General features: G+C 31.3%; 23 protein-coding genes. 17 read left to right on the plus strand and 6 right to left on the minus strand.

Annotated features, from left to right (window positions below):
* The first annotated feature begins 121 nt into the window (after positions 1-121).
* The 8 genes from ftsE (at position 122) to BQ4446_RS03450 (ending at position 10,171) form a co-directional block, all read left to right on the plus strand.
* Positions 122-811, plus strand: a complete 690-nt coding sequence (ftsE, locus tag BQ4446_RS03415; RefSeq protein ID WP_071026657.1) for a cell division ATP-binding protein FtsE — start codon at positions 122-124, stop codon at positions 809-811.
* Positions 798-1,700, plus strand: coding sequence for a permease-like cell division protein FtsX (gene ftsX, locus BQ4446_RS03420; protein WP_071026659.1), 903 nt, complete (start codon positions 798-800; stop codon positions 1,698-1,700). The genes ftsE and ftsX overlap by 14 nt, the downstream gene beginning before the upstream one ends.
* Positions 1,701-1,708: 8 nt before the next feature.
* The gene (locus tag BQ4446_RS03425; protein ID WP_071026661.1) at positions 1,709-2,905 is read left to right on the plus strand and encodes a murein hydrolase activator EnvC family protein; all 1,197 of its coding nucleotides are present in this window, start codon (positions 1,709-1,711) and stop codon (positions 2,903-2,905) included.
* A complete protein-coding gene (locus BQ4446_RS03430; protein WP_071026663.1) occupies positions 2,905-4,062 on the plus strand; it encodes a S41 family peptidase in 1,158 nt (385 codons plus the stop codon). Before BQ4446_RS03425 ends, BQ4446_RS03430 begins: the two co-directional genes overlap by 1 nt.
* 128 nt (positions 4,063-4,190) lie before the next feature.
* The gene (locus BQ4446_RS03435) at positions 4,191-5,798 is read left to right on the plus strand and encodes a gamma-glutamyltransferase family protein (protein ID WP_071026664.1); all 1,608 of its coding nucleotides are present in this window, start codon (positions 4,191-4,193) and stop codon (positions 5,796-5,798) included.
* A gap of 126 nt (positions 5,799-5,924) precedes the next feature.
* Complete coding sequence (locus BQ4446_RS03440) at positions 5,925-6,596, plus strand: ABC transporter ATP-binding protein (RefSeq protein WP_071026666.1); 672 nt, start codon at positions 5,925-5,927, stop codon at positions 6,594-6,596.
* Positions 6,597-8,828 (plus strand): COG1361 S-layer family protein, encoded by a 2,232-nt coding sequence (locus tag BQ4446_RS03445; protein ID WP_135100579.1) that lies wholly within the window; start codon positions 6,597-6,599, stop codon positions 8,826-8,828.
* Positions 8,828-10,171 carry an ABC transporter permease gene (locus BQ4446_RS03450; RefSeq protein ID WP_071026669.1) on the plus strand — a complete coding sequence of 448 codons (1,344 nt, stop codon included), beginning with the start codon at positions 8,828-8,830 and terminating at the stop codon, positions 10,169-10,171. Before BQ4446_RS03445 ends, BQ4446_RS03450 begins: the two co-directional genes overlap by 1 nt.
* Positions 10,172-10,292: 121 nt before the next feature.
* Here the strand turns inward: BQ4446_RS03450 and BQ4446_RS03455 are convergent, their stop codons facing one another.
* Both BQ4446_RS03455 and BQ4446_RS03460 read right to left on the minus strand, forming a co-directional pair.
* Positions 10,293-11,417, minus strand: a complete 1,125-nt coding sequence (locus BQ4446_RS03455; protein WP_245149654.1) for a GNAT family N-acetyltransferase — start codon at positions 11,415-11,417, stop codon at positions 10,293-10,295.
* Positions 11,418-11,427: 10 nt separating this feature from the next.
* A complete protein-coding gene (locus BQ4446_RS03460) occupies positions 11,428-12,000 on the minus strand; it encodes a xanthine phosphoribosyltransferase (RefSeq protein WP_071026671.1) in 573 nt (190 codons plus the stop codon).
* Positions 12,001-12,090: 90 nt separating this feature from the next.
* Between BQ4446_RS03460 and BQ4446_RS03465 the strand changes: the two genes are divergently transcribed.
* The 6 genes from BQ4446_RS03465 to BQ4446_RS03490 all read left to right on the plus strand — a co-directional run bounded on the left by BQ4446_RS03465 (position 12,091) and on the right by BQ4446_RS03490 (position 15,743).
* Positions 12,091-12,615, plus strand: a complete 525-nt coding sequence (locus tag BQ4446_RS03465; RefSeq protein WP_071026673.1) for a nitroreductase family protein — start codon at positions 12,091-12,093, stop codon at positions 12,613-12,615.
* On the plus strand, positions 12,615-13,076 hold the full coding sequence (tsaE, locus tag BQ4446_RS03470; RefSeq protein ID WP_071026675.1) for a tRNA (adenosine(37)-N6)-threonylcarbamoyltransferase complex ATPase subunit type 1 TsaE: 462 nt from the start codon (positions 12,615-12,617) through the stop codon (positions 13,074-13,076). Before BQ4446_RS03465 ends, tsaE begins: the two co-directional genes overlap by 1 nt.
* Positions 13,057-13,728: a tRNA (adenosine(37)-N6)-threonylcarbamoyltransferase complex dimerization subunit type 1 TsaB gene (tsaB, locus tag BQ4446_RS03475; protein ID WP_071026677.1), complete on the plus strand. Its 672-nt coding sequence runs from the start codon at positions 13,057-13,059 to the stop codon at positions 13,726-13,728. The genes tsaE and tsaB overlap by 20 nt, the downstream gene beginning before the upstream one ends.
* Positions 13,700-14,134 carry a ribosomal protein S18-alanine N-acetyltransferase gene (gene rimI / locus BQ4446_RS03480; protein WP_071026679.1) on the plus strand — a complete coding sequence of 145 codons (435 nt, stop codon included), beginning with the start codon at positions 13,700-13,702 and terminating at the stop codon, positions 14,132-14,134. Before tsaB ends, rimI begins: the two co-directional genes overlap by 29 nt.
* A 1-nt stretch (position 14,135) precedes the next feature.
* Positions 14,136-15,131 (plus strand): tRNA (adenosine(37)-N6)-threonylcarbamoyltransferase complex transferase subunit TsaD, encoded by a 996-nt coding sequence (gene tsaD, locus BQ4446_RS03485; RefSeq protein WP_071026680.1) that lies wholly within the window; start codon positions 14,136-14,138, stop codon positions 15,129-15,131.
* A 102-nt stretch (positions 15,132-15,233) separates the two neighbouring features.
* Positions 15,234-15,743, plus strand: a complete 510-nt coding sequence (locus BQ4446_RS03490) for an ECF transporter S component (protein ID WP_071026682.1) — start codon at positions 15,234-15,236, stop codon at positions 15,741-15,743.
* 61 nt (positions 15,744-15,804) lie between these two features.
* On the opposite strand, the gene BQ4446_RS03495 is transcribed toward BQ4446_RS03490, so the two are convergent.
* Positions 15,805-16,395 (minus strand): leucine-rich repeat domain-containing protein, encoded by a 591-nt coding sequence (locus BQ4446_RS03495; protein WP_071026684.1) that lies wholly within the window; start codon positions 16,393-16,395, stop codon positions 15,805-15,807.
* 384 nt (positions 16,396-16,779) lie between these two features.
* On the opposite strand from BQ4446_RS03495, the gene BQ4446_RS03505 reads away from it, so the two are divergent.
* Positions 16,780-17,865 (plus strand): poly(R)-hydroxyalkanoic acid synthase subunit PhaE, encoded by a 1,086-nt coding sequence (locus tag BQ4446_RS03505; RefSeq protein WP_071026688.1) that lies wholly within the window; start codon positions 16,780-16,782, stop codon positions 17,863-17,865.
* 328 nt (positions 17,866-18,193) lie between these two features.
* Here BQ4446_RS03505 and BQ4446_RS03510 read toward each other — a convergent pair whose 3' ends face one another.
* The 3 genes from BQ4446_RS03510 to BQ4446_RS03520 are packed head-to-tail and all read right to left on the minus strand — an operon-like array spanning position 18,194 to position 21,226.
* Positions 18,194-19,108, minus strand: a complete 915-nt coding sequence (locus BQ4446_RS03510) for a restriction endonuclease (RefSeq protein ID WP_071026690.1) — start codon at positions 19,106-19,108, stop codon at positions 18,194-18,196.
* 40 nt (positions 19,109-19,148) lie between these two features.
* Positions 19,149-20,492 (minus strand): C1 family peptidase, encoded by a 1,344-nt coding sequence (locus BQ4446_RS03515; RefSeq protein ID WP_071026692.1) that lies wholly within the window; start codon positions 20,490-20,492, stop codon positions 19,149-19,151.
* Positions 20,493-20,506: 14 nt separating this feature from the next.
* Entirely contained in the window at positions 20,507-21,226 is a 720-nt protein-coding gene (locus tag BQ4446_RS03520; protein ID WP_071026694.1) for an alanyl-tRNA editing protein, read from the minus strand.
* Positions 21,227-21,325: 99 nt separating this feature from the next.
* Here BQ4446_RS03520 and BQ4446_RS03525 point away from each other — a divergent pair, with 99 nt between their 5' ends.
* The gene (locus BQ4446_RS03525) at positions 21,326-23,557 is read left to right on the plus strand and encodes a DNA internalization-related competence protein ComEC/Rec2 (RefSeq protein WP_071026696.1); all 2,232 of its coding nucleotides are present in this window, start codon (positions 21,326-21,328) and stop codon (positions 23,555-23,557) included.
* Positions 23,517-24,536, plus strand: coding sequence for a DNA polymerase III subunit delta (gene holA, locus BQ4446_RS03530; RefSeq protein WP_071026698.1), 1,020 nt, complete (start codon positions 23,517-23,519; stop codon positions 24,534-24,536). The genes BQ4446_RS03525 and holA overlap by 41 nt, the downstream gene beginning before the upstream one ends.
* Positions 24,537-24,562: the final 26 nt, after the last annotated feature.

Raw genomic sequence — 24,562 nt, forward strand, 5'->3', positions numbered from 1 at the left:
ATATGATAGCTTTTATATGAAATTATGGCAAGAAAGGCAATTTATTCATATTATTTTAATATTTTCTGTACAATTGTAAGACTTTTGTAATATAATCTATAAAGAAAGAGAAAGGATAGATATGATTAAGTTTGAAAATGTGTATAAAGAGTATGGCAATGGAGTTCGTGCTCTTTTAAATATTAATTTAGAAATTCCTGAGGGGGATTTTGTTTTTCTTGTTGGTTCTTCAGGAGCAGGTAAATCGTCAATGATAAAGCTTTTAATTCGTGAAGAGGAAGTTACCCGTGGCAGAATTCTAATTGATGATATTGATATTACAAAAATCTCAAAATATTCAGTGCCAAAACTTAGGAGAAATATTTCTGTAGTCTTTCAAGATTTTAGGCTGCTTCCCAAAAAAACAGTTTTTGAAAATATTTCTTATGCACTTGAAATTGTAGGGGCAAGTAGAAAAGAAATAAATAGGAAAGTGGACAGGGCCCTTGAACTTGTTAATTTACAGGACAAAAAGAAGGCCCATCTTGACGAGCTTTCAGGCGGAGAAAGTCAAAGGGTTGCAATTGCAAGGGCAATTGTAAATAAGCCGCCAATTCTTGCCTGTGATGAACCTACAGGAAATCTTGATGAGAATACGGCAAGAGAAATTATGCATTCGCTTTTAAAGATTAATGATGCGGGAACAACGGTAATTATGGCAACCCATGCCGTTAATATTGTCAATGAATTAAAAAAGCATGTTGTTACTTTAAAAGACGGAGCAATTGTTTCAAATATTGAAAAAGGCGGTTATTATTGTGAGCTTGATTAGACAATTTTTTAATATTTTTAAAGAGGCCCTAAAGGGAATTTGTAGAAATAAAACCATGGCTTTTACTTCTACAATTTCAATTGCGTCAATGCTAACCCTTTTCGGAATTGTATTTTTGTTAGTTTTAAATTTAAATACTATAGTTTTCCAAACTGGAGAAAAACTTGACAAGGTTATTTTTTATTTAAATGATGATGCACCTGCAACGGATGTAAATAATTTTATAAATGAACTTGCAAAAAATGATGATATAAAAAAAGTAGACTATGTTTCAAGAGAAGAAGCCCTAGAAGATTTTAAAAGTGGTTTTAGCGAAGATGTTTCTGTTCTTGAAAATATGCCAGGTGGAAATCCCCTACCAGCTTCTATAAATATAGAGATGAAGGATTTATCCTTAGGTCTTAATTTAAAAAATAAATATAAGGACCTTCCAATTGTGGAAGATGTGGAATATCAATATGACTTTGTGGCTAAGATGATGAAATTTGAAAATGGAGTAAAATATGTGGGCATAGCAATTGTTGCCATCCTCTTATTAGTTTCCATTTTAATTATGCATAACACCATAAAAATTGCTATTTCAAATAGGGAAAATGAAATTTCAATTATGCGCTATGTTGGGGCTACAAATACTTATATTAGAGGGCCATTTTTAATCGAAGGTGTACTCTTTGGAATTTTTGGGGCCTTAATTGCAGGATTTTTGACCATTAATTTTTATTCCTATCTATTTGAAAGGGTAAATTCAGAATTATTTAGGATTACAAATACAGAGCTTGTAAGTTCAAGCCTTGTTACAAGTGATCTTATAATTATTTATCTTTGTATTGGTGTTGGAATAGGATTTTTAGGAAGCCTATTTTCTACTAAGAAATTTTTAAATGTTTAGGTGATTAAGTGAAAGCAAAAAATTCTTTAATAGTCTTTTTGGTATCTTTACTTTTAATTGTTCAGGTCTTTGGAGGGTCTGCAAAATTAAAGGAGCAACAAGACAAAAAGAAGGCTGAAAGAGATAAAGTTAAGTCAGAAATGCAAAATAAGCAAAATCAAATCAAGGAAACAAAGGTTGAAGTTTCAAATGTTGAATCTGAAATTGATAAGCTAGATAAACAAATTTCCGATGCAACATATAAAATAAATACCTTGCAAGGTGAAATTGATAAGCTTAATGTAGAAATAGATAAGACTCAAAAACAATTAGATGAGGCTCAGGGAAATTTAGACGCCAACACTGATCTTTTTAGAAAAAGAATTAGAGAAATGTATAAGAGGGGAAATATTGGCTATCTTGAAGTTATTATGAACTCATCTTCTATTGAAGAGCTTTTAAAAAATAACAAAAATATAAGTAAGATTGCTCAAGCAGATAGGGATTTAATTGACTATATTAAGGAGCAAATTACAACAATAAAAAGTGCTGAAGAAAAATTAAAACAAGATAAGGCACAAATTGACAGCAAAAAATCAGCCCTTGTAGGTCAAAGAAATACTTACCAAAGTGCTATGAATAAAAAAGATGCCTATGTTAAAAACTTGCAGGCAAATATTGAGCTCTATACTGCCGAAGTTGAAAAGGCAGAAAAGGCCTGGAAGGCCCTTGATAGTGAAATTGTAAAACTTCAAGAAGAAATTAAAAAAGAGCAGGCAAAGGAAAGGGCGAAACTTGCTGCTGGAGGAAATATTAATATTCCCACAAGAGTTAGGGCAGGAGGAAAACTTGCTTGGCCAGTGCCTGGTCACAATTCAATTTCTTCCACCTTTGGCCAAAGATTTCATCCGATTTTAAAAACTTATAGATTCCATTCTGGGGTGGATATTCCTGCGCCAAGCGGTACACCAGTTGTTGCTGCTGCGCCAGGCGTTGTTATTATGGCAAAATCAATGAGTGGCTATGGAAATGTTGTTATGGTTGATCATGGAGATATTGTTACAGTTTATGCCCATAATTCAAGACTAAATGTTAAGGTGGGTCAAGAAGTAAAAAGTGGAGATGTTGTTTCTTATATAGGTTCAACTGGCCTTTCAACTGGACCTCATCTTCATTTTGAAGTCAGAGTAAATGGAAGTCCTGTAAATCCAATGGGGTATATATAATGAAAAAGAAAAATTCTTTAATTATTTTTCTAACAATTTTAATTATTACAAATTGCTTAACTTTTTATGTCAGTCGTCATTCTATGTTTATTGGCACAGCAGGAAAATTTGACAAGATTATTCAGCTTGAAAATTTTATAAAGGAACACTATCTTTTTGATGTCAATGAAAAAGATTTTGAAACTTGGGAATTAAAGGGTGCTGTTGCATCAACAGGCGATCCCTATTCAGCCTATCTTACAAAAGAAGAAATGAAAGAGATGACAGAAGAAACTACTGGAAAATTTTTTGGAATTGGAGTTTATATTGCTCCAGGCGATGACGGATTAATTACCGTTGTTTCTCCAATAAAGGATTCTCCAGCAGATAAGGCTGGCATAAAGGCTGGAGATAAAATTCTTCAAATTGATGGAAAAGATTTTACAGCAGAAGAAATTAATGATGCATCAAAAGCTATAAGAGGAAAATCAGGATCAAATGTTAAACTTTTGCTTTTAAAAAAAGGACAAAAAAATTCTGAAGAGCTTATAGTAAAAAGAGATGAAGTAAAAATTGCATCTATTATTGAAAAAGAAATTGGGGATCTTGGTTATATTGGCATCACACTTTTTGATGAGGATACTGATGCAGATTTTGTAAAGGCCTTAAATAATCTTATAGACAAGGGCAAGAAGGGAATTATTATTGATCTAAGAGGAAATCCTGGCGGCATTGTTGACACAGCAGTTGGAGTTGCTGATGCAGTACTTCCTGAAGGGACAATTGTAACCTTAAAGGATAATCAGGGAAGAATTGTTCAGGAATATAAATCAGATGCGGATTATTCAGATGTTCCTCTTGTAGTTTTACAAAATGGTGGTTCAGCGTCAGCTTCTGAAATTTTGGCAGGAGCCATAAGAGATTATAATAGGGCAAAAATTGTTGGACAAAAATCTTTTGGCAAGGGAATTGTCCAAACTCTTTTTCCTCTACCAAAGGGCACTGGTTTAAAACTAACGACTGCTGAATATTTAACACCAAAGGGAAAAAATATTCACAAAATTGGCATTGAACCTGATATTGATGTAAAAGAACCAGACGACATAGAAGGAATTGGAGTGGACTTTTTGGAAACTGACACCCAGCTTCAAAAGGCCATAGAATTATTAAATAAATAAAAATAGACCATTGTCTTTAAAAAATCTAAAGAAATTTTATGATTTTTAGGATAATGGTTTTTTATTATTATAAAGGACTATTTTTTTATTTTATTCAGTCTATGGTAAAATAAGGAAAGGGGGATAATATGAATTTTAATTTTAATGACTATCCCTATCCATCAAAAAGAAGGGTAGTTTTTTCAAAAAATGGAATGATTGCGTCATCAAATCCATATACCGTTTTGGCAGGACAAAAAATTTTAATGAAAGGTGGAAATGCCATTGATGCAGCTCTTGCCTGTGGTATTTCTATGCCCGTTTGTGAACCAACGTCAAATGGTCTTGGTTCTGATTTATTTGCTATCATTTCTTTTAATAATAAATTATATGGCCTAAATTCTTCAGGCAGAAGTCCCAAAAATATTTCTTTAGAAAAATTAAAAAATAGGGGCTACAAAGATATTCCAAAATATGGAGCCGATAGCGTAACCACTCCAGGAGCTGTGGGCGGTTGGTTTGAATTACATAAAAAATTCGGAAAAATTTCCCTTGAAGAAATTTTTGAACCAGCCCTAGAATATGCAGAGGAAGGTTTTGCCCTTTCAGCAAAAGTTGCTGATCTTTGGGAGAGGGAAGTTAAAAAATATATGGGTCTAAAAAACATTCCTGGCCTAGACGAATTTTTTAAAACTTTTACACTTGATGGTAAGGCACCCAAGGCTGGCGATATAGTTAAAAATAAGTATCTTTTCAAAACTTTAGAAGAAATTTTAAAGACCAGGGGAGAATCTTTTTATAAGGGAGGTTTGGCAGAAAAAGTTTCAAAAACAATTGGAAATTTGGGAGGATTTTTAAATAAAGATGACTTAGAAGATTTTAGGACTTCTTGGGTCCATCCAATTTCCATAAATTATAGGGGCTATGATATTTGGGAGATGCCACCAAATGGACACGGAATTATTGTTCTTATGGCCCTAAATATTTTAAAAAATTTTGAACTTACAAATAGAGAAGATTCAAAAACTATTCACAGAATTATTGAAGCCATAAAACTTGCCATGGCTGATGGGGCAGAATTTATTTCTGATCCAAAGTCCATGAAATATAAGATAGAGGATCTTTTAAGTGAGGACTACGGGAGTTTAAGGGCAAGAGAAATTGGGAAAGATAGTATTTTTGCAAGGGCAGGCCTTCCTGCAAATCCGTCCACAGTTTATATGGCGGCATCAGATAGGGATGGCAATATGATTTCCTTAATTCAGTCGAATTATGACGGCTTTGGCAGCGGAATTGTTGTAAAAGATACGGGAATTTCTTTAAATAATAGGCTGGCCAATTTTTCTTTTAAGGAAAATCATGTAAATACTCTTGAAGGTGGAAAACTTCCCTATCATACAATAATTCCCGGATTTATTACAAAAGATGCTAGGCCCTTAGGAGCCTTTGGAATTATGGGAGCCTTTATGCAGCCCCAAGCCCATGTGGAAGTTATAACAAATTTAATTGACTTTTCTTTAAACCCTCAAGTTGCTCTTGATGCCCCAAGATTTATGTGGACTGGGGACAAAAATGTAGAAATAGAAGTAGATTTTTCTGAAAAAATTATTGATGATTTAAAAAATAGAGGCCATAAAATTATTTTAAAAAATGACTATACAAATATGGGCAGAGGACAAATAATTTTAAGAAATAAAAATGGAGTCTATTTTGCTGGAACAGAAAAGAGAACGGATGGATTCATTGGAATATACTAATAAATTTACAAATTGTTTACAATTTAGGAATTTAATTTATTTTAAGAATCTAACTTGCTATAATTAAAAGGAGGTGTAATCATCGAAAAGTTAATTATTATAAAGGATTTATCAAAAGTTTATAAAATGGGCGGAGAAAATATTTATGCCCTAAAAGATGTGTCCCTTGACATATATAGGGGAGAGATTCTTTGCCTGCTCGGCACATCCGGCTCTGGAAAATCAACTCTTTTAAATATAGTTGCTGGTCTTGATAGGCCCACAAGCGGCTCGATTTTAATAAATGGCCTTGACATTTCAAAACTTAGCGAGGAAAAAATCACTAAATTTAGGCAACTTAATGTTGGATTTGTCTTTCAGTCTTATAATTTAATTGGCAATTTAAATGCCTTGGAAAATGTGAGCCTTGGACTTATTTTTAAGGGAATTGAAAAGAAAAAGAGAATGGAAGATGCTGAAAAAATTTTAAGGGAAGTGGGCCTTGAAAAAAGGCTTTACCATAGGCCAAATGAAATGAGCGGAGGTCAGCAGCAAAGGGTTTCAATAGCAAGGGCTTTTGTGGACAAGCCGCCGATAGTTTTTGCAGATGAGCCAACTGGTAATCTTGACACCACAACTTCCATTGAAATTATGGCACTTATGTGCAAAATTGCAAGAGAAAATAATGAAACTTTAATTATTGTTACTCACGATCCCGAAACTTCTGTCTATGCAGATAGAATCGTGGAGTTAAGGGACGGATCAATTATAGAAATTACTGAAAATCAGGCGAAAATACCTAAAAAAGTGGAGGCATAGATGAAAAAATTTTTTAGATTAGGAATTTTATTACTTTTAATTTCTGCATTTTTTATTAATACTTTTGATTTTAATATTTATGCAGAAACAGCTAGCATTGGAACTCAAACAAATACTAATAAGAATAAAAATTCAAATCAAAGTATAGTTAAAAATGATGAGGAAATGAAATTAACTGTTAGAACTGCTCAAACTATTACCATTGGAGAGGGAGGTTCAGCAGCAGTCGAAGTAATAATTTCCAATAATTCAAATATATCAGTAAAAAGACTTACTGCTCAGGCTTATATAAAAGATCCGGACAAGGCTTATATTGAAGGTGATGGAATTATTAAAGAAATTTCAGATTCAATTCCAAGCCAAACTGGCAGAAAGGGATATTTTTATATAAAAACAGATGCAAACTTTAGCTCAAAAACTGTTCCTGTGGATATTAAATTAAGATATTATATTGAAGATTCAAATAAATTTAAAGAACAAAGTGAAACTGTTTATGTTAGGGTTGATGCTCCAGAAAAACCAGTAAATCCAGCAATAGAAATTGCAAAAGTTGAAGGGGGCTGGATAAATGAAATTGAAGCAGGGAAAATTTTTCAAGTTCCCTTTGAAGTAAAAAATACGGGAGATGCTCTAGCAAAAAATATAAAACTTTCACTTGAAGGTCTTGAAAGCGGCGGAGTGACCCTTGCAAATGGTCTTTCAACAATAGATATTACTTCCCTAAGTCCTGGTCAGTCAACTTATGTTATCTATAATTTAAAAACAGATAAAAAAACACCAGAGGGGGCAAAACTTTTAACTATTAAATATTCTTTTTCTGGTGATTCTCCAAAGACAAAAGAGGGAACTCAAGGGCTTCAAACTTCACCATCAGAAGGAACTTATCAATTTTCAATAGACATAAAAAAGCCAAAGACAGAAGATATGAATGTGGAATTTCAGGATATAACTTTTCCAAATGGCTCAATTGGCAGAAACACACCAGCAAGCATTTCCTTCACCCTTGTAAATAAGGGAAAGACAAATCTAAAAAAACTTGTAGTTTCTGCAAATTCTCAGGATCAAACAGGTCTTGCATCAAAATCTGTTTCGCAAATAAATGCCAAAGATTTAAAGGCAGGGGAAAAGAGAAAATTCACCTTTGATTTTATTTCAACTCCATCTGCAGAAACAAAAAATTATCCAGTGGAATTAAAGGCATCTTTTGTTGAGGAAAAATCAGAAGAAGCTGGAGAAATAAGCCAAATGGCAGGAATTTTTGTCAAGGCACCTAAGGAAAAAGATCCTAATGAAAAAGGAGAAAGACCAGTTCCAAAGCTTATAATTGAAGAATATTCCTTTAATCCAGAGATAATTGAAGCCGGAAAGCCCTTTAATATGTATTTGACTTTTTATAATACAAATTCATTAAAGGCAGTAAAAAATATTAAAATCTTTTTAACTTCAGATGTTCAAGAATCTGCCGTTGGAGGAGATACTTCCACAAATCAAAATGGTTCTTCAACAAATACAAGTACAAGCCACACAAGTACATCTGCTTCAGTTTTCACACCAAAGGGAACTTCAAATACTTTTTATATTGACTCCATAGCTCCAGGGGCAAGAGTTGAAAAGGAAATTACATTGACAACTGTTCCTGATACGGCAGCAAAAACTTATACAGTAATTGCAAATTTTGAATATGAAGATGCAGAGGCAAATAAATATACGGCAACAGAACAAATAGGAGTGCCTGTTGTTCAGCAAGCAAAACTTGAAATTGGAGAAATTGTTCCACAAGGGGATTTTATGGTTGGCAGTGAAGTGCCAGTTTCTGTAGATTTTTATAATACTGGAAAGGCACAACTTTATAATGTTATGGTAAAAGCTTCAGGAGAAGGACTTACTTTTGACACGCCTTCTTACTATAAGGGGAATTTTGCACCAGGCTCATCTGATAATTTTACAGTAAATGTAAATCCACTAACGGAAGGCAATAAAACTTTAAAACTTTCCTTTTCTTTTGAAGATTCAACAGGAAATGTAAAAACTCTTGAAAGAGAATATGAATTTAATCCTCAAAACATGGCAATGGATGAAGGAATGCCAGAAGATATGAATGTTCCTCAAAGGGGAGGTCTATGGAAAAAAATTCTTGGTGGAATTTTAATTCTTGCCCTCATTGGAGGCGGAGGATTTTTCTTAAAAAAACGTCATGACAGAAAAACAGAAGATGAGGATTTAGAAATATAATGAAATTTAAAGATTTAATCTTTATGGCCATTAGAAATTTAAAGACAAGAAAATTAAGGACTTTTTTAACAGTTCTTGGCGTTATTATTGGTGCAACTTCTGTTGTCGTTATGATTTCTGTGGGCATAGGTTATAAAAAATCCATGGTCGATGCCTTTGCCTCTATGGGTTCTTTAACTACTATGGAAATTAGAAAAGACTATTATGATGAAGAAACTCAGATGCAAGGAACGGGAGAAAAAAAATTAAATGATGTTGCCGTAAAAGAGATAGAAAAAACCAGCCATGTAATTGGAGTTATGCCAATTTATCTTGGAAATGTTTCCTTGCAATCAGGGAAATATGCCAATGAATATATTCAGCTCAGGGCCATGCCTCCTGATTTAATGGACCAATTTGGTTACAAATTAGGAGAGGGGAGATTTTTGCAAAATAGCGATATGTCTGGGGGAGTTGTCTTAGGTTCTGAAGTTACAAAAGAATTTTATGATCCAAAAAAGCCTAATGTAAGATTTGGCATGGAAGATAAGGTTAAGCCCTTTGAATCAAGAATTTCTATAACAAGTATACAAAAAGAATCAAATGATCGTGGCGGTGGCGGATACAATTATAATGAAAATGAATCCTCCTATGATGAAAGAATAAAAGTTGTGGGAACTTTGGAAGACAATCCAAACGACTGGGAAAATTCCAGAACAATTTTTATGACTATAGGTTATATGAAGAAAATAATGAAAAATTTTGACCAATCCAAGGGCACAAAGACAAAATTTGGAGATTATAATTCCATTGTTATTAAAGTCGATGATTTAAAGAATATGACAAAAGTTCAGGAGGACTTAAAGGCAATTGGTTATCATGCTGTAAATTATTTGGCAGAATATGTAAATCAAATGAGTAAGCAGCTTGCCGTTGCACAAGCAGTTTTAGGAGCAATAGGGGCCATATCCTTTTTAGTAGCTTCAATTGGTATAACAAACACAATGATTATGTCAATCTATGAAAGAACTAAGGAAATTGGCGTTATGAAAGTTATTGGAGCATCAATTAAAGATATAGAAAAATTGTTTTTAGTTGAGGCTGGATTTATAGGATTTTTTGGCGGAGTTTTGGGAACAATAATTTCCTTTTTGCTCTCCATTATTTTAAATATTTTGGGCAAGGGATTTTTAATGAGTCAAATGCCCCAAGATACAATGACAAGTCCAAAACTATCAGTAATTCCCATTTGGTTAGTAATTTTGTCAATTGTACTTTCAACAGTAATTGGAGTAATTTCAGGCTATCTGCCAGCAAGGCGTGCTATGAAACTTTCAGCCATAGATGCAATAAGAAGTGAATAAGAATTTTAAAAATAGAGGGTAGATACATGCTGATTTTCAACAAAAGTTTCCCATTCACTTAAAAATAGAATACAAAATTAAATAAAAAAGAGCAGTTTTAGGCTGCTCTTATTTTTATAAATTATATATTCTTTTGATAAATTCTATAGGTTTTATCTTTTTTTGCTCCAAATTTTTCTATATCGTTAATCATTGGTTTATTAAAGTCCCAAATTGTGGATCCTTCTAAAATTGTATAACCTTTTTTCACTGCATTTTTAAAGACGTGAAGGTAAATTGAAGATGTAACCCCCTTGTTTCTATATTCAGGAATTACCATTAATACAAACATCCTAACCCTTTGTATTTTATTTTTCAAAAATAAAAATTTAATTTTGTTAATAAGTCCAAGCTTTCCTTTGAAATTTTTTAAAATCTCATTGTAATCTGGCAGGCTTAAAGCAAATCCAATAGGCCTATTTTCATTATTCCATGCTATCACAACCAAATCTTCTATAACAAGACCTTGCATTTGCTTGAAAATTCCCTCAACGTCATCTTTTGTTATAGGGAGAAAATCTTCCCAGCTTTCCGGCATGGCTTCCTTTAAAATTTTATAAACTGCTTCAAGTTCTCCTTCTAAATTATTTTTTAAATCAACTGCTTTTGTATAATAGCTATATCTTTTTTGGACTTGGGGAATAAGACCTGAAAGTTTTTCAATTTTTTCCGCAAGTTCAAATTTATCTGCCTTATAGGCGAAGACATCGTGATAAAATTCAAATCCATAAGCCAAAAACTGCTTATTATAATAATCCATATTATAGACATTCATAACTGATGGATATTTGTCAAAGGCATTAATTAAAAATCCTCTGTTGTCCTCACCGTCAGGTAGGCTTACAGGTCCTCTAATATTTTTTATATCGTGGCCTTTAAAGAAATTTACACATGCATCAAGAAGACCTTTTGAAATTTCATTGCCGTCAAATGCTTCATATTGAGAAATGTATCCAACTTTTGAATTATGAAATTTATTTATTTCTTCATCAATATAGGCCAGAATCCTTCCGACAACTTCTCCATTTTTTATGGCTAAAAATAATTTATGGGGGCAGGAAGCTAGTCTATTATTTTTCCCCTTAATATATTCTATATAGTCGTCATAGAGGGGATATATATAATATTTATTTTTCTCATAAATTTTATAGACAAGGTCTGCAAAATCTTTATAATCTTTTTCACTAATTACTTCTTTTATTTCCACTATTGGCCACCTATTTAAACTCAAAAGTTCCCTTATCTATAGATTTTATTATTGCCTGTGAATAAAGGTTATAGCCCATGGATCTAATAAGATCTCCCCCGCCAAGATAGGATTTTTCTATGGCAACAGAAACTCCCTTTATTTTTGCCCCTGCCATATTTGCAAGTTCAATCATTCCCTTTAGGGCATTTCCTTCAGATAAAAAGTCATCAATAATTATAATTTCATCATTTTCATTTAAAAATTCCTTAGAAACTGTAATCTTATATTCTTTTTTTGTTGTAAAAGATTTTACATGGCTTTGCCAAATATTGTCACCAATATTTAGGGTTTTTTGTTTTTTGCAAAATACAACAGGAATATAAGCTATATGGGCAGAAAGAACTGTTGCAAGTGCAATGCCACTTGCTTCTATTGTTAAAATTTTTGTAATTTTTTTTTCTTTAAAATGACTGGCAATATCCTCGGCTAATTTATTTAAAAAATTAATATCCAATTGGTGATTCAAAAATGAATCTACTTTGATAATATCTCCTGCAAGGATTTTTCCATCTTTTTTTATTTTGTCTTCTAAAAGTTTCATAAAAACCTCCAAGCTATATTATTACATTCTTTTTACAAAAATGAAAGTATAAGTAAAATTTTATATGTTATAATATTCACAGGTGATAGTATGTTTTTAGATTTAACGAAAAAAAGAAGAAGTATTAGAAAATTTACTGACAGAAAAATTACTGATGAAGAAATAGACTATATTTTTGAATGTGCCCTTCGTGCACCAACAGCAAAGGGAAGAGATGCTTTAAAATATTTCATCATTAAGGATAAAAAATCAATTGAAAAAATTTCAGAATTTAAAAAGATGGGATCAGCTTTTGTTCCAGGAGCAAATCTTGTCATTGTAGTTATTTCTGATAAATTACTTGCTGAAAATACCTTCCACCAAGATGCTTGTATTGCAGCTTCATATCTTCAGCTTGCAATAGCTGACAAGGGCCTTGGATCAACATGGGTTAATGTTACTGATGCAGTGGATAAGGATGGAAATTTATCACAAGATGTCCTTCATAGGATGCTTAAACTTGAAGACAAATATAATGTTGAATGTTTAATTGCTCTTGGCGAGCCGGGAGAAGAAAAGGGTCCAAAAGAAGCCTTTAAATTTGAAAATCACGTAAAGGAAATTACTATAGATTAATGGAAATTAAATTAGAAACACTTGATAAGACTCATGCCCTTGGAAAATTTTTAGGAGAAAATTTAAAAGAGGGTATGGTTTTATTACTTAATGGAGATTTAGGAGCAGGCAAAACAACTTTAACAAAATCCCTTGCAGAGGGTCTGGGAATAAAAGGTCCGGTAACAAGTCCAACTTTTACAATAGTTAATATCTATAGGGGGAAAATAAATCTTTATCATATTGACACCTATAGACTGGAAGAGGGTCTCGATACCATGTATTTGGATTTTGATGAATATTTTTATGGTGATGGAGTAACTGTTGTGGAATGGGCAAATAAAATTGCAAATTCTCTGCCAGAAGAATATTTAGAATTTAATATAAAATTAGAAGATGGCATAAGAAAAATAAAAATTTCTTATGCAGGTGAGAAATATAAGGTTTTAGGGGAGAAAATTTATGAAAATTTTGGCTCTTGACACATCAACAAGGACAACAAGTTTAGCCCTGACAGAAGATGAAAATGTCCTTGGACTTTTTTCATTAACGGGGTCAGTTTATCATAGCGAATCAATAGATGCCATGATTAGAGATATTTTTGAAAAGTTTGACTTTGACATTAATGACATAGATTTAATAGGAGTTGGAATTGGCCCAGGCTCTTTTACAGGAATTAGGATTGGACTTTCCTTTGCAAAAGTTTTGGCCCAAGTTTTAAAAAAAGATATTGTAAGCGTATCATCACTTGATGCCCTTGCTTTAAGAGAAGAGGGTCTTGTTGCACCTTTAATTGATGCTAGACGTGGACTTGTCTATGCAAGTTTAATTGAAAATAGAGAAGATTTTAAAATTATTCTTCCTGATCAAATAATAAGTATTGAAGAATTTTCAAAAATTGTGGGCAATAGAGAAGTCACCCTTCAAGGAGTTGACTGTCCCAAATTTTTAGGATATTTTCAAAAGGCAAGGGCTGGAAAATTCCTACAAATGGATGCAAAGTATATAGCTGCTCTCGCCCTAAAAAAATATAAAGAAGAGGGAGCAGAGGACTTTTATAAGCTTGTGCCCAACTATTTGAAATTATCTCAAGCGGAGAATAATTATGCCAATAGAAATAAGAAAAGCTTTTGAAGATGATGTAAATGCAATTTTTAATATAGATAAATTTTCCTTTGACTTACCTTGGTCAAAAAAATCTATAAGAATGCTTATTGTTGAAGATAAGTTAGCTGAAATATTAATTGCAGCCCTTGATGGAAAAGTTACTTCTTATATTTCTTATATGAAAATTTTCGATGAAATTCATATACAAAATGTGGCAACTGCTCCAGAATATAGGGGTAGGGGAATTGGCAGCAAACTTTTAAAGCATTTAATTAGCTATGCAGATGACAACAATTTAAAAATCACTTTAGAAGTCAATACAAAAAATACTAGGGCCTTAAGTCTTTATAAAAAGTATGGATTTAAGGCTGTTTCAATAAGAAAAGATTATTACGGCATTGACAAAGATGCCTTTATTATGTGGAGAGATTAACATGATAACTTTAGCAATAGAATCATCTTGTGACGAAACTTCCTGTGCCCTTTTAAAAGATGGAAGGGAAGTTCTTGCAAATATTATTGCATCACAAATAGATACTCATAAAAAATATGGAGGCGTTGTACCTGAAATTGCTTCAAGGCAACACGTTGAGGCTATAAATACTGTTATAAATGAGGCCATGGCAAAATCAAATCTTACTTTTGAAGATATTGATTTAATAAGTGCAACAAGAGGGCCAGGACTTATCGGAGCTCTTCTTGTGGGTTTAAGTGCAGGAAAAGCCCTTGCCCTTGGACTTAATAAACCCTTTTTAGGAATCAATCATATTATGGGCCATGTATGTGCAAATTATATAGTCCATAAGGATTTAAAACCGCCATTTATTGGTTTAATAATTTCTGGGGGGCACACTTATTTAATTGAAGTTAAAGATTTTATAGACTTTAAAATTTATGGAACAACTGTTGATGATGCAGCAGGAGAAGCCTTTGACAAAGTTGCAAGGGCAATGAATCTTCCCTATCCTGGCGGCCCGGTTATTGATAGACTTGCAAAAGATGGAAAAGAAACTATAAGTTTTCCAAGAGTTATGATAAAAGAAGATTCCTATAATTTTTCTTTTTCCGGACTTAAGACGGCAGTTTTAAATTATATAAATCAAAAAAATCAAAAGGGAGAAGAAATTATAAAAGAGGATTTGGCAAAATCATTTCAAGAAGCAGTTGTTGATGTTTTAGTAGAAAAAACTTTTAGATTAACTTATGAAAAAAATATGGATATAATTGTCCTATCAGGAGGAGTTTCTGCAAATTCAAGAATAAGGGAAGCCTTTGAAGAAAAGGGCAAAAAAGAGGGCATAAAAATTTATTACCCAACTTTAGATTTATGCACAGATAATGCAGCCATGATTGGATCAGCGGCCTATTATTTATATAAATCTGGCAAATATGATACAAATACCTTTGCCGATCCAAATCTATCTTTATAATTAAGCAAGCTAAAATTTAGACTCATTTTTTTATATAAAATTAAAATAGGTATATAATTTTTGTAAAAAATTTGTTATAGTTATTTAGGAAGGGGTGATGGCATGAAATATTTATCTACAAAAAAACTAACAATTCTTGCTATGTTTATGGCATTAACTACAATAGCTACAATGGTTATTCATATTCCAATTCCTGCAACAAAGGGCTACCTAAATATTGGGGATACAGTTTTAATTTGTGCAGGCCTTTTAATGGGAAGAACTAGTGGAGCTCTTGTTGGCGGAATAGGATCAGCTTTAGCTGACATATTGTTAGGCTATACTTATTATGCACCGATAACATTAGTAGTAAAAGGTCTTGAAGGCTACGTTTGCGGAGCTCTTCGTGAAAAGACAAATCTGCACTTTATTATTTGCGGACTAATCGGTGGAATTGTAATGGCAATTGGTTACTTATTGGCAGAAGGAATTATTCTTTATAATTTCCCAACAGCAATTTTATCTTTTGTACCAAATTTATTACAAGGCATTGCAGGAGCATTACTTGCAGATTTATTGTATCCAATCTTAAAAAAAGCAGTTTTTGATGAAATAAATTTCACAGAACATTAAAAAAACATAAAAAAATAGCTAACATAAAAAAGTGTTAGCTATTTTTTTGACCTTATTTAATTTATTTTTCTACATGAGTTGTTGGGTCGAAAGCTCTTTCGTGTAAAAATTCAATAGAACTTGGAACCTTAACTTCCATAATTGCATTTTTGTTAAATGAATACATATCAACTTTCTTTAAAGATTCAGGTAATTTAAGTTCTTGAATTTTATTTTTATAAAAAGCAGAAACACCAATTTCTTCTAAAGTATCTGGCAAATTAATTTCTTCGATTTCATTTAAAGCAAAGGCAGATGGTCCAATAAATTCAACATTTTTTGACATCTTAACATCTACTAATTTATTTCTATAAAAAGCGAAGCCTGCAATTTTTTTAACTGAATCAGGAATAATAACTTCTGTAATAGAATTTTGACCAAAGGCATCGTAACCAATTTCTTCAACTGTTTCAGGAATAACTACAGATTCAAATCTTCTTCTGAAAAAACAATTTTCTCCAATAACTCTAACAGGAACTCCTTCAGGGCTTTCTTTTGGAATAATAATTTCAGTAATTCCTTCTGCTTTAACCTTATCCTTGCCTGCTCTTGTCATACCGACAATAACATCACCCTTAAAAATAAAATCGTCTAATGTAAAATTTTGATCCATTATGTATCCTCCCATACTCATAGTCATAACTTAATTAAATTATAGCATATTTTGTGGATTTTATAAAGGAAAGGACAAATTTTGTCAATAATTGTCTTAATTTATTATAAAAGTCGCAATTCTTTTCTAAAAGTAAGGGAAAATTACCTATTAATTCCTTAAATGATTTAAGGAGGGCTCTTAAGGGTATGAAATTAATAGAAAGATGCCCCTTTTTTATCATGGAACTTAAATTATTTAAAAATAAAGGCATTTTTTGAAAGTAAAATATTAGTTGACAGTACATAGTAGTTTATGATAAACTATTTTAGCCAGTGATTTTGTAGTTGGTTACAGGTTTAGTTAGGTAAAATAGTAAAAAATAAAATGAAAATGGAGGAAGAGATGAGTTATCTAAATTATTTCGAAAAGCTAGTAGAGTTTCAAAAGAATATGTTAGAAGAACAAAAGAAGATTTATGATTCTTATAGCAAAAATTTTAATCTTGATTTCACTAAGGAAGATTTTTTCAAAAATTTATCTAATTTTAATCTTAATAATAACTGGAAGGATTTTCTTGGACAATATTCCAAATTAAGTAATATGTATAGTGATGCCTTTAAGGAAAATTTTAAAAATATGCCCGATTTTCAAAAGGCCTTAGATTCCTATAAAGCTAATATGGAGCTCTTAGAAAAGGTATTTAATTCCTATAGTGATTTTTATAAGACCTATGATTTTTCAAAGACTCACAAGAGCCTACTTAATATCTATGAGATTTTTAATGAAGAGTTGGTAAATCTTGCTAAGGAAAATTTAGAAAAGTTTATGCCTGTAAATTTATTTGATGTTCTTTCAAATTTTTCATTAGATTCATTTATAGGACCAATTCTAAATATCTCCAAGAAAAATATAGAATATTTTAAGACTATGCTTGATAAGCAGCCCAAATTTGCCCTTGAAGAAATTGAAAAGTTTTATAGGGAAACTTTTGACAAATATGAAGATGGGCCTATTTTTGGTATAACTGAAGAGCAAAAGAAAGAAAATAAGAAAAATTTTGAAAAACTTTTAGACATTGGACTTAAGATTTTAGACTTTAATATTTTCTTAAACCAAAGCTCAATGAAGGCAAGTTTAAAGGTTCAAGAAGAATATTTAAAGGGTCTTGATAGCGAAGAGGGTCTTGAAGATTTTAGTGACTTCTTCAAATTTTATAGTAAAAAATTAAGTGATGTATATAGTGATTTAATTGATTCTAAGCAATATCAAGAAAAATCAAAGGCAATTAAAGACTTGTTTGAAGAAAATAAAAAAATCTACACAGATTTATTTGAAAAAGGTCTTGATGGTTTTCCGATTTTAACCCAAAGCAAGCTTCAAAATAAGCTAAATAAAATAGATGATTTAAATTTAAAGATTATGGAGCTTGAAAATGATATAAAAAAATTTGAAGATCAAATAAATAGTCTTAAAAATAATTCAAAATAATTTTGAGATTTAATTAAGGGGCTTGTATTTTAAATGAAAGGCAAAGAAAAAAGTATTAGATTATAAAAGATCCTACTAATAATAAATTTATTAAAAATACCTTTAACACTTATAGAAAGAGCATTAGAGTTCAAATTTAAAATGCCTTTAAATATTGATGTAACACCTGAGCTTATTATTATGATAAATGTAATTGTAATGTTAATGGCGATAATAATGGCATTTGCAAAAGATTAGTTAATTTAAAAGATTTTAATTTTAAATAAGAGGAGCTGTTCTTTGTGGACTGTCCCTCTAAAAAAAGAAAGGCGGGGAAAATCCTCGCCTTTTATAATGCGCCTGAATCTTTTACAATTTCTCCAATCATATCTCTTTTATTAAGCATCTTTTTTATATTTTTTATGTCAAGAATTATAATTTTTTCTTGCAAAAGTCTTTCCTTGGACTTATCCGTTAAAAGAGAGGTATTAATAAATAAAATGGGAATGAGATCTTTTGAAATATTTTCAAATTGCCTTACAAGTTTATCTACTTCATCTTGGGGTAGGGTTTCAAAGCCATTATATTTTTTAACCTCAAGGGCAAAATTTTTATCATCTTTTTTTACAAAAAAATCAAAAGAATGAGAGCTGTCATATTTTCCAAATTTTTCTACATAATATCCCGTTCTCTGCAGGGCAATTTGTGCCAGCCTTTCACTTGTCACTTCATCTTCAAGGGCAAGAAGAGCTTTTAAAAGGTTTTGAGGCTTTATTTTTATAATTGCAGAACATTCAGATAATTTATTTGCAGATGACTTAAAGTCAAAACCTATAAATAAATCACTGACCACATTAAAGCAGCCATGGGCAATTGAATTTCTAATATGCCTTAAAAGTGAATCTGTTTTGCTCTCGTTTAAGGCCCTGGTCAAAATTAATTTTTCATCTCGAGGGCAAAGGACCTTTAAATAAAAATTTACCACATCTGGACTTATGTCATCTAAAAAGCAAACATCAGAATTATTTAAGTTCATTTTCTCCTTGCAAATGCCAAAGACAAAATCATCAAAATCCATAGATGAGACAAGTTCATTTTTTGAGGATTGCATGGAATTTATATTTGGCACATACCATAAAAGCAGTTCAAGGGCCATGGTCATCTCCTCTGAAAGCCTAATGGGTTTTGAATCATGAATTAATGAATAGGGAATTTTTTCCTTACAGGATTCAAATTCAAAGCCTTTAATTTTTAAATTTTTCATTTTACCCCCATATGTAAAAACCGACACAAGGCCGGCCTTATTATTTAAATTTAGCAAGGGAGCCCATTGGATCCCAAGGTTCAAGTTCAATTATTTCCTTATCAAGGGCTGACAAAATTTCTTTTGAAAGATGTTTTTTATTAATTAAAACTTGGTAAAGATACTCGTCAAACCACTCGTCACTCATAACGTAAAATCCCTTGGAGCCTGTATCTTCTCCCCAAGAATTTTCTACCTTATATCTATTAATTTTATTATTTGCTTCATCATAATCAAGACCCATGAAGACCATAGCATGAGTCATTAGGGATTCATGATAGTCAAGTCTTTGTCCTTTATTCATTTTAAATTCAAGGCCAAATAAATCATTAACTTTTACAGTGTCAAGGGTAATTCTTCCCTTTTCTCTATCTAAAAACTGTCCGACATCACAGCCAAACCAGACTGGTTCACCATCTTTAATTTGTGCTAAAACTGCTTTTTTTAATTCTTCTATGGGAAGGTTAATATAGGAAACTTTATCGCCTTCCAAAATATTTCCCAAATATTTTACTGAATAGGCTCTATAAAATGGTTTGTCATCTGTTGGGGAATTAATTAGGGAAACATAGGCATCTAAATCCATGCCCACAAAATCCTTAAAAAATTCTTTAGGAGATAAATTTTTATAGGCTACAAGTTTTCCGTCTTTATCCCTTGCTTCAAAGTCAATTTTTTCTGGGGGATTGCCAAGAGAAATTGCAAGTACCCTATAAATTTCTTTTAAAAATTCTTTAACCATCTTTTCCAAATCGTCTTTTGATTTTCCCTCCCTATGAGCATTTCTTAAAGCCATGGCATCATAGCGTAGAAGTTTTTTCAGATAGTCATTTAAATCTGTTGTATTTTCAGAATTTGCAGTTTCTGGCATGGAATAGGAAGGCACAAGACCGTATTTTTTAATTAAATTTTTAAGCATATCCCATTGACCACCGTCAGATAAAAGATCATTTGTCATTAGGTGGCTTAAAAGTCTTCCGGAAACTTCTTCATCAAAGGTATTTATTATTGTATTTAAAAAATAATTTGATCTTTCAAGTTTATCAAAGAAAAGGGGATAGTTTTTGGAAAACTGAAAATCTTCTAAATTATAATTTTCCATAAGCTTATATCTCATAACATTATGAGCGGCAAACATCCAGCAGCGGCCTGATCTTTTTTGGTTATCAACCTTTGTCTTTTTAAGGTCTATATTAAATTCAGGATAATTTGACTTATCTACAACATTTCTATAGGAAGCCTTAAAAATTCCATTTTTTGTTGCAGCATTTTGGGCAATGCGATTAGCCCTGTCTTCTAAAAATTCTTCTCTTAAATTTTTTATGTCATTTAAATTTATATTCATAAAAAACCCCCTTATTATTTTAATTTTTTTATGGCAGGGAAAATTTCTTCCCTAGAGGAGACATTTAAGTAAGATTTAATATTATTTAAAAGGGCAATATTTTCCCTAAAAGTTTTCAGGGCATTTGTGCCTGCCAAAAGATGAATCCTTAGTCCATTTAAAGTTTTTTCAATATCATTCACAAGAATAAGGCCAACTTCGCCAGTTCTTTTTAAAGCAGGGCCTGAATATTCAATTTCTCCAATTGAATCTATAAAAATAGTTCCATCCCTATTTTCCACATCTAAATTTGCAGTGATTAAATAATTTGAAAGTTCCTCTAAATTTTTTAAAGTTACAAAGGCAATATCCTTTGCCCCTATATCTACATATAATTCTTTGCCCTTAACCCTGTAATTTTGTACGGCATAGGAAGAAGTTTTTTCAATATAGGCCCTAAAAATTGCAAGACCTAAATTCCCTTGCATATTCTTTAGTCTTTCTTGCCAATTAATTTTTATTTCAATATTTGATTTTGAAGAATCTGAAATTTCTATATATTCATTATTTGTATTTTTTAAAAAGTGGCAGGGCATATCATCAACAGAGAATATATCTCCTGAAACTTTATTATTTCCATAAAAAGCTGCATCTTCTTCAAGCTTTGCATATATATGGTTGGCAACATTTCTAATGTGCTCAATTTTTATTTTGTATTCCTTTTTATAAGGAGCCCTTATATAAATTTTACTCATAATAACCTCCACAAATATTTTAACATATTATAGATTTTTTTAAATGTTAGGCATATAGAATTTTTTTACTTTTAATTATATAATTATTTTGGTGGTTTTGTGTATTTATTAAGTCAAATTTTAGGAATTATTATTGGCATAAATTTGCCTACATATTTTTTTATAATTTTATTTGCCCTGCCTTTTATTTTTATTAAAGAGAAAAAATATAAACTATCATACATAATTTTTTTATTTTCTCTAATAATTTCCATGACGGCTTCTTTTAAGGTCAAATCATTTGAAGGAAATCTTGTGGGGAAAGTTGTAATGGCAAAAGAAGACCGTTTTGTTTTAAAGACATCCTCCATAAATGGCAGGCATAAAAAAATAAAAATCCTATTTTTTGGTCCTGCAAGTAGGGGAGATATTCTTTCAATTGACGGGTCTTTTTCAAATTTTCTTCCTGCCATGAATAGGGGTAATTTTAATAGGGAAATCTTTTATAAGTCCCAAGGAATTGACCTATCTGGAAAAATTTATCATATGGATAAAATTAGGGACGGGGAAAAATTTTATAAATTTTTAGGAACTTTTAAAAATTTTGCAAAAAATAATATTGATAGGTCTTTAGATAATAGGCAAGCAAGGATTTTAAAGACAATTCTTCTTTCTGACAAGTCCTTTCTTGACCCAGAAGATGGGGAGAATTTTAAGGATCTTGGAATTAGCCATGTCCTTGCAATTTCTGGTTTTCATATAAGCATTTTATTTGCCCTTTTATCCTTTATCTTTAAAAGGCTTTTTTCTTCTGCCAAAATTTCAGATTTTTTGACTTTTTTCATAATAGGTCTTTATTTATTTTTAGTTGACTTTCCAGTTGGAGGCATTAGGGCTTTTGCCTTTTTATTTTTTTATAGGCTTAGATTTTATTTAAAAACAAATATTTCATCAAAGGAAATTTTAAATTCAACAGCCATGCTTATGCTTTTAATAAATCCTTACGCCCTTTTTTCTTTCTCCTTTTTAATGTCTTATGGGGCAGTTGTGGGAATTTTTTATATCTATCCCAAAATTTCCTATAGGCTGTCAGGTAATTTTCTTATTTTAAAGTCCTTTGCCCTAACTTTTTCAGTTCTTATTATTATTTTTCCCATAATAAATTATTATTTTGGAGGAGTGAGTCTATTTATTTTTCTTGCAAATTTTATACTCGTCCCCTTGTATTCAGGAGTAATTACCCTTGGCTATATATTGATTTTAGGTCTTAGACCCTTGGGATTTCTAATAAACTTAATTTTTAAAATTATTTTTTATGGAGAATTTTTTCTTTTAAGCCTTAAGGATTTCAGGCTTAATATTCTTGCCTTTAATGGAGGCCCTATATTTTTATATTACATCCTAGTATTTTTCCTTTTGACCTACAACAAGTATTATGAAATTTATTATAGAGCTAGGAAATATTTTATGGCTTATCTCTTTATAATTTTTATCATCACTGGCTTAACTTTTGTAAGTGATTATAATTCTTTAAAGGAAATTCATTTTTATGTGGATCAGGGCGATGCATCGCTTATTTCCTATAAGGGAAAGAATTATTTAATTGATGTGGGCGGAGCAAGGCAGAAAAATAAAATTTTTGAAAGCTATCTTGAGCCGGCTTTAAAATCTTTAGGCATAAGGAAAATAGATGGAGTTTTTATAAGCCACTTTGATGAAGACCATGCAGGCAATCTCCCCAAGCTTGTGAGAAGTTTCAAGGTAAAAAATATTTATTCATCCTATAGTGATGGAATTCATAAAAATTATATTTTAAAATTTGGGAATTTTTATAAAAGTGGTGCTTTAAAATTTACTGTCCTTTCAGAAATAGATGAAAGCGATGAGGCAAATGACAAATCAATGGTTCTTTTATTGGAATTTAAGGGTAAGAAGATTTTATATACGGGAGATGTTTCATCAAAAATTGAAGGAAACTTAATTAATATAATTAATGGTCATATTGATATTTTAAAAGTTGCTCACCACGGATCTTCAAGCTCGTCAAGTGAAGAATTTTTAAATAAAATTAGGCCGAAAATTGGGGTCATTTCTTGCGGGGTAAATAATTCTTACGGTCATCCCCACAAGGAGGCCCTAGAGAATTTAAAAAATGCTGGTGTAAAAACTTTTTTCACAACTAAGGGAGAAGTAGATATTCTTTTAAAGAAAAACTTTTTTAGGATAAAAAACTATGGTAAAGTAAATATACTAGAGGGGCTAGCCTATAATATAATCTTTATAGCCCTTTACGGAAGGATAATAAAAAAATATGAATTACAGGGAAATTTACAAGGCCAAAGACCTATCTAAAGCTTTTTTATTTTATGGTCAGGAAAAACTGTTAATGGAAAATGCCTTGGAATATTTAATAAACTTTTATACGGATAAGACTTCAAGGTCCTTTAATTTAATTTATTTTAAGGGAGAGGAAGTAAAAACCGATGACTTAAAAGCAGCCTGCCAAACCTATCCTCTAATGGCAGACAAAAAAATTATTGTCCTTAAAGATGCAGGGGAGTTTTTAAAGGAAAATTCTTTAAATGATGATTTTTATAAATTTTTAGACGGTCTAGCTCATTTTTTAATTTTAATTTTTTATGCCAAAGACGATATTTTAAAGACTACAAAATTTTTTAAATATTTTCAAAAAAATAAGAGGAATATTGAATTTCCAAAATTAAATCCCCTTGAAGGTCAAAAATTTGTGGAATCTTATTTTATAAAGAAGGGAAAAAAAATTAGGCCCTCTGAAATATCTTATTTTCTTTCCTTAACAGGCTACAATTTAAAAAACTCTGACCTAAATTTACTGGATCTTAAAAATGAAATGGACAAGATTATAGCCTATGCTAAAGATGATTTTGTAAAGAGAGAAGACATTGAAAATCTTTTATCTGAGTCTAAGGATTCTAATATTTTTAATTTTTTAGATGCCCTCTACAATAGAAATCCTGAAAAAGCCTTAATTGAATTAAATAAACTTCATGAGACCAATGAACCCATGCAGAGAGTTTTTATTATGTTTGCAAGGCAGGTTAGACTCCTTTTATCCTATAAGGAATTAAGGGAAAAATCCTATAATCCTAATGACATAATGAATAAGCTGGACATAAAAAAATTTGAATTTTCAAAGATAAGGTCCTATGAAAAAAAATTTTCCAAAGACTTTCTAGTTAGCTTTTATTATGAGCTTTTAAAAAGTGATGAGATCTTTAAATCCACAAGTTTTGATGACATGCTTGAAATGGAAAGCCTTGTTGTAAAATATTCTGACAGGGGAAAATCTTAAAGATAATAAAAAATTCTTGCAAATTT

Source organism: Peptoniphilus raoultii (assembly GCF_900099555.1).
GTDB classification, from domain to species: domain Bacteria; phylum Bacillota; class Clostridia; order Tissierellales; family Peptoniphilaceae; genus Peptoniphilus_A; species Peptoniphilus_A raoultii.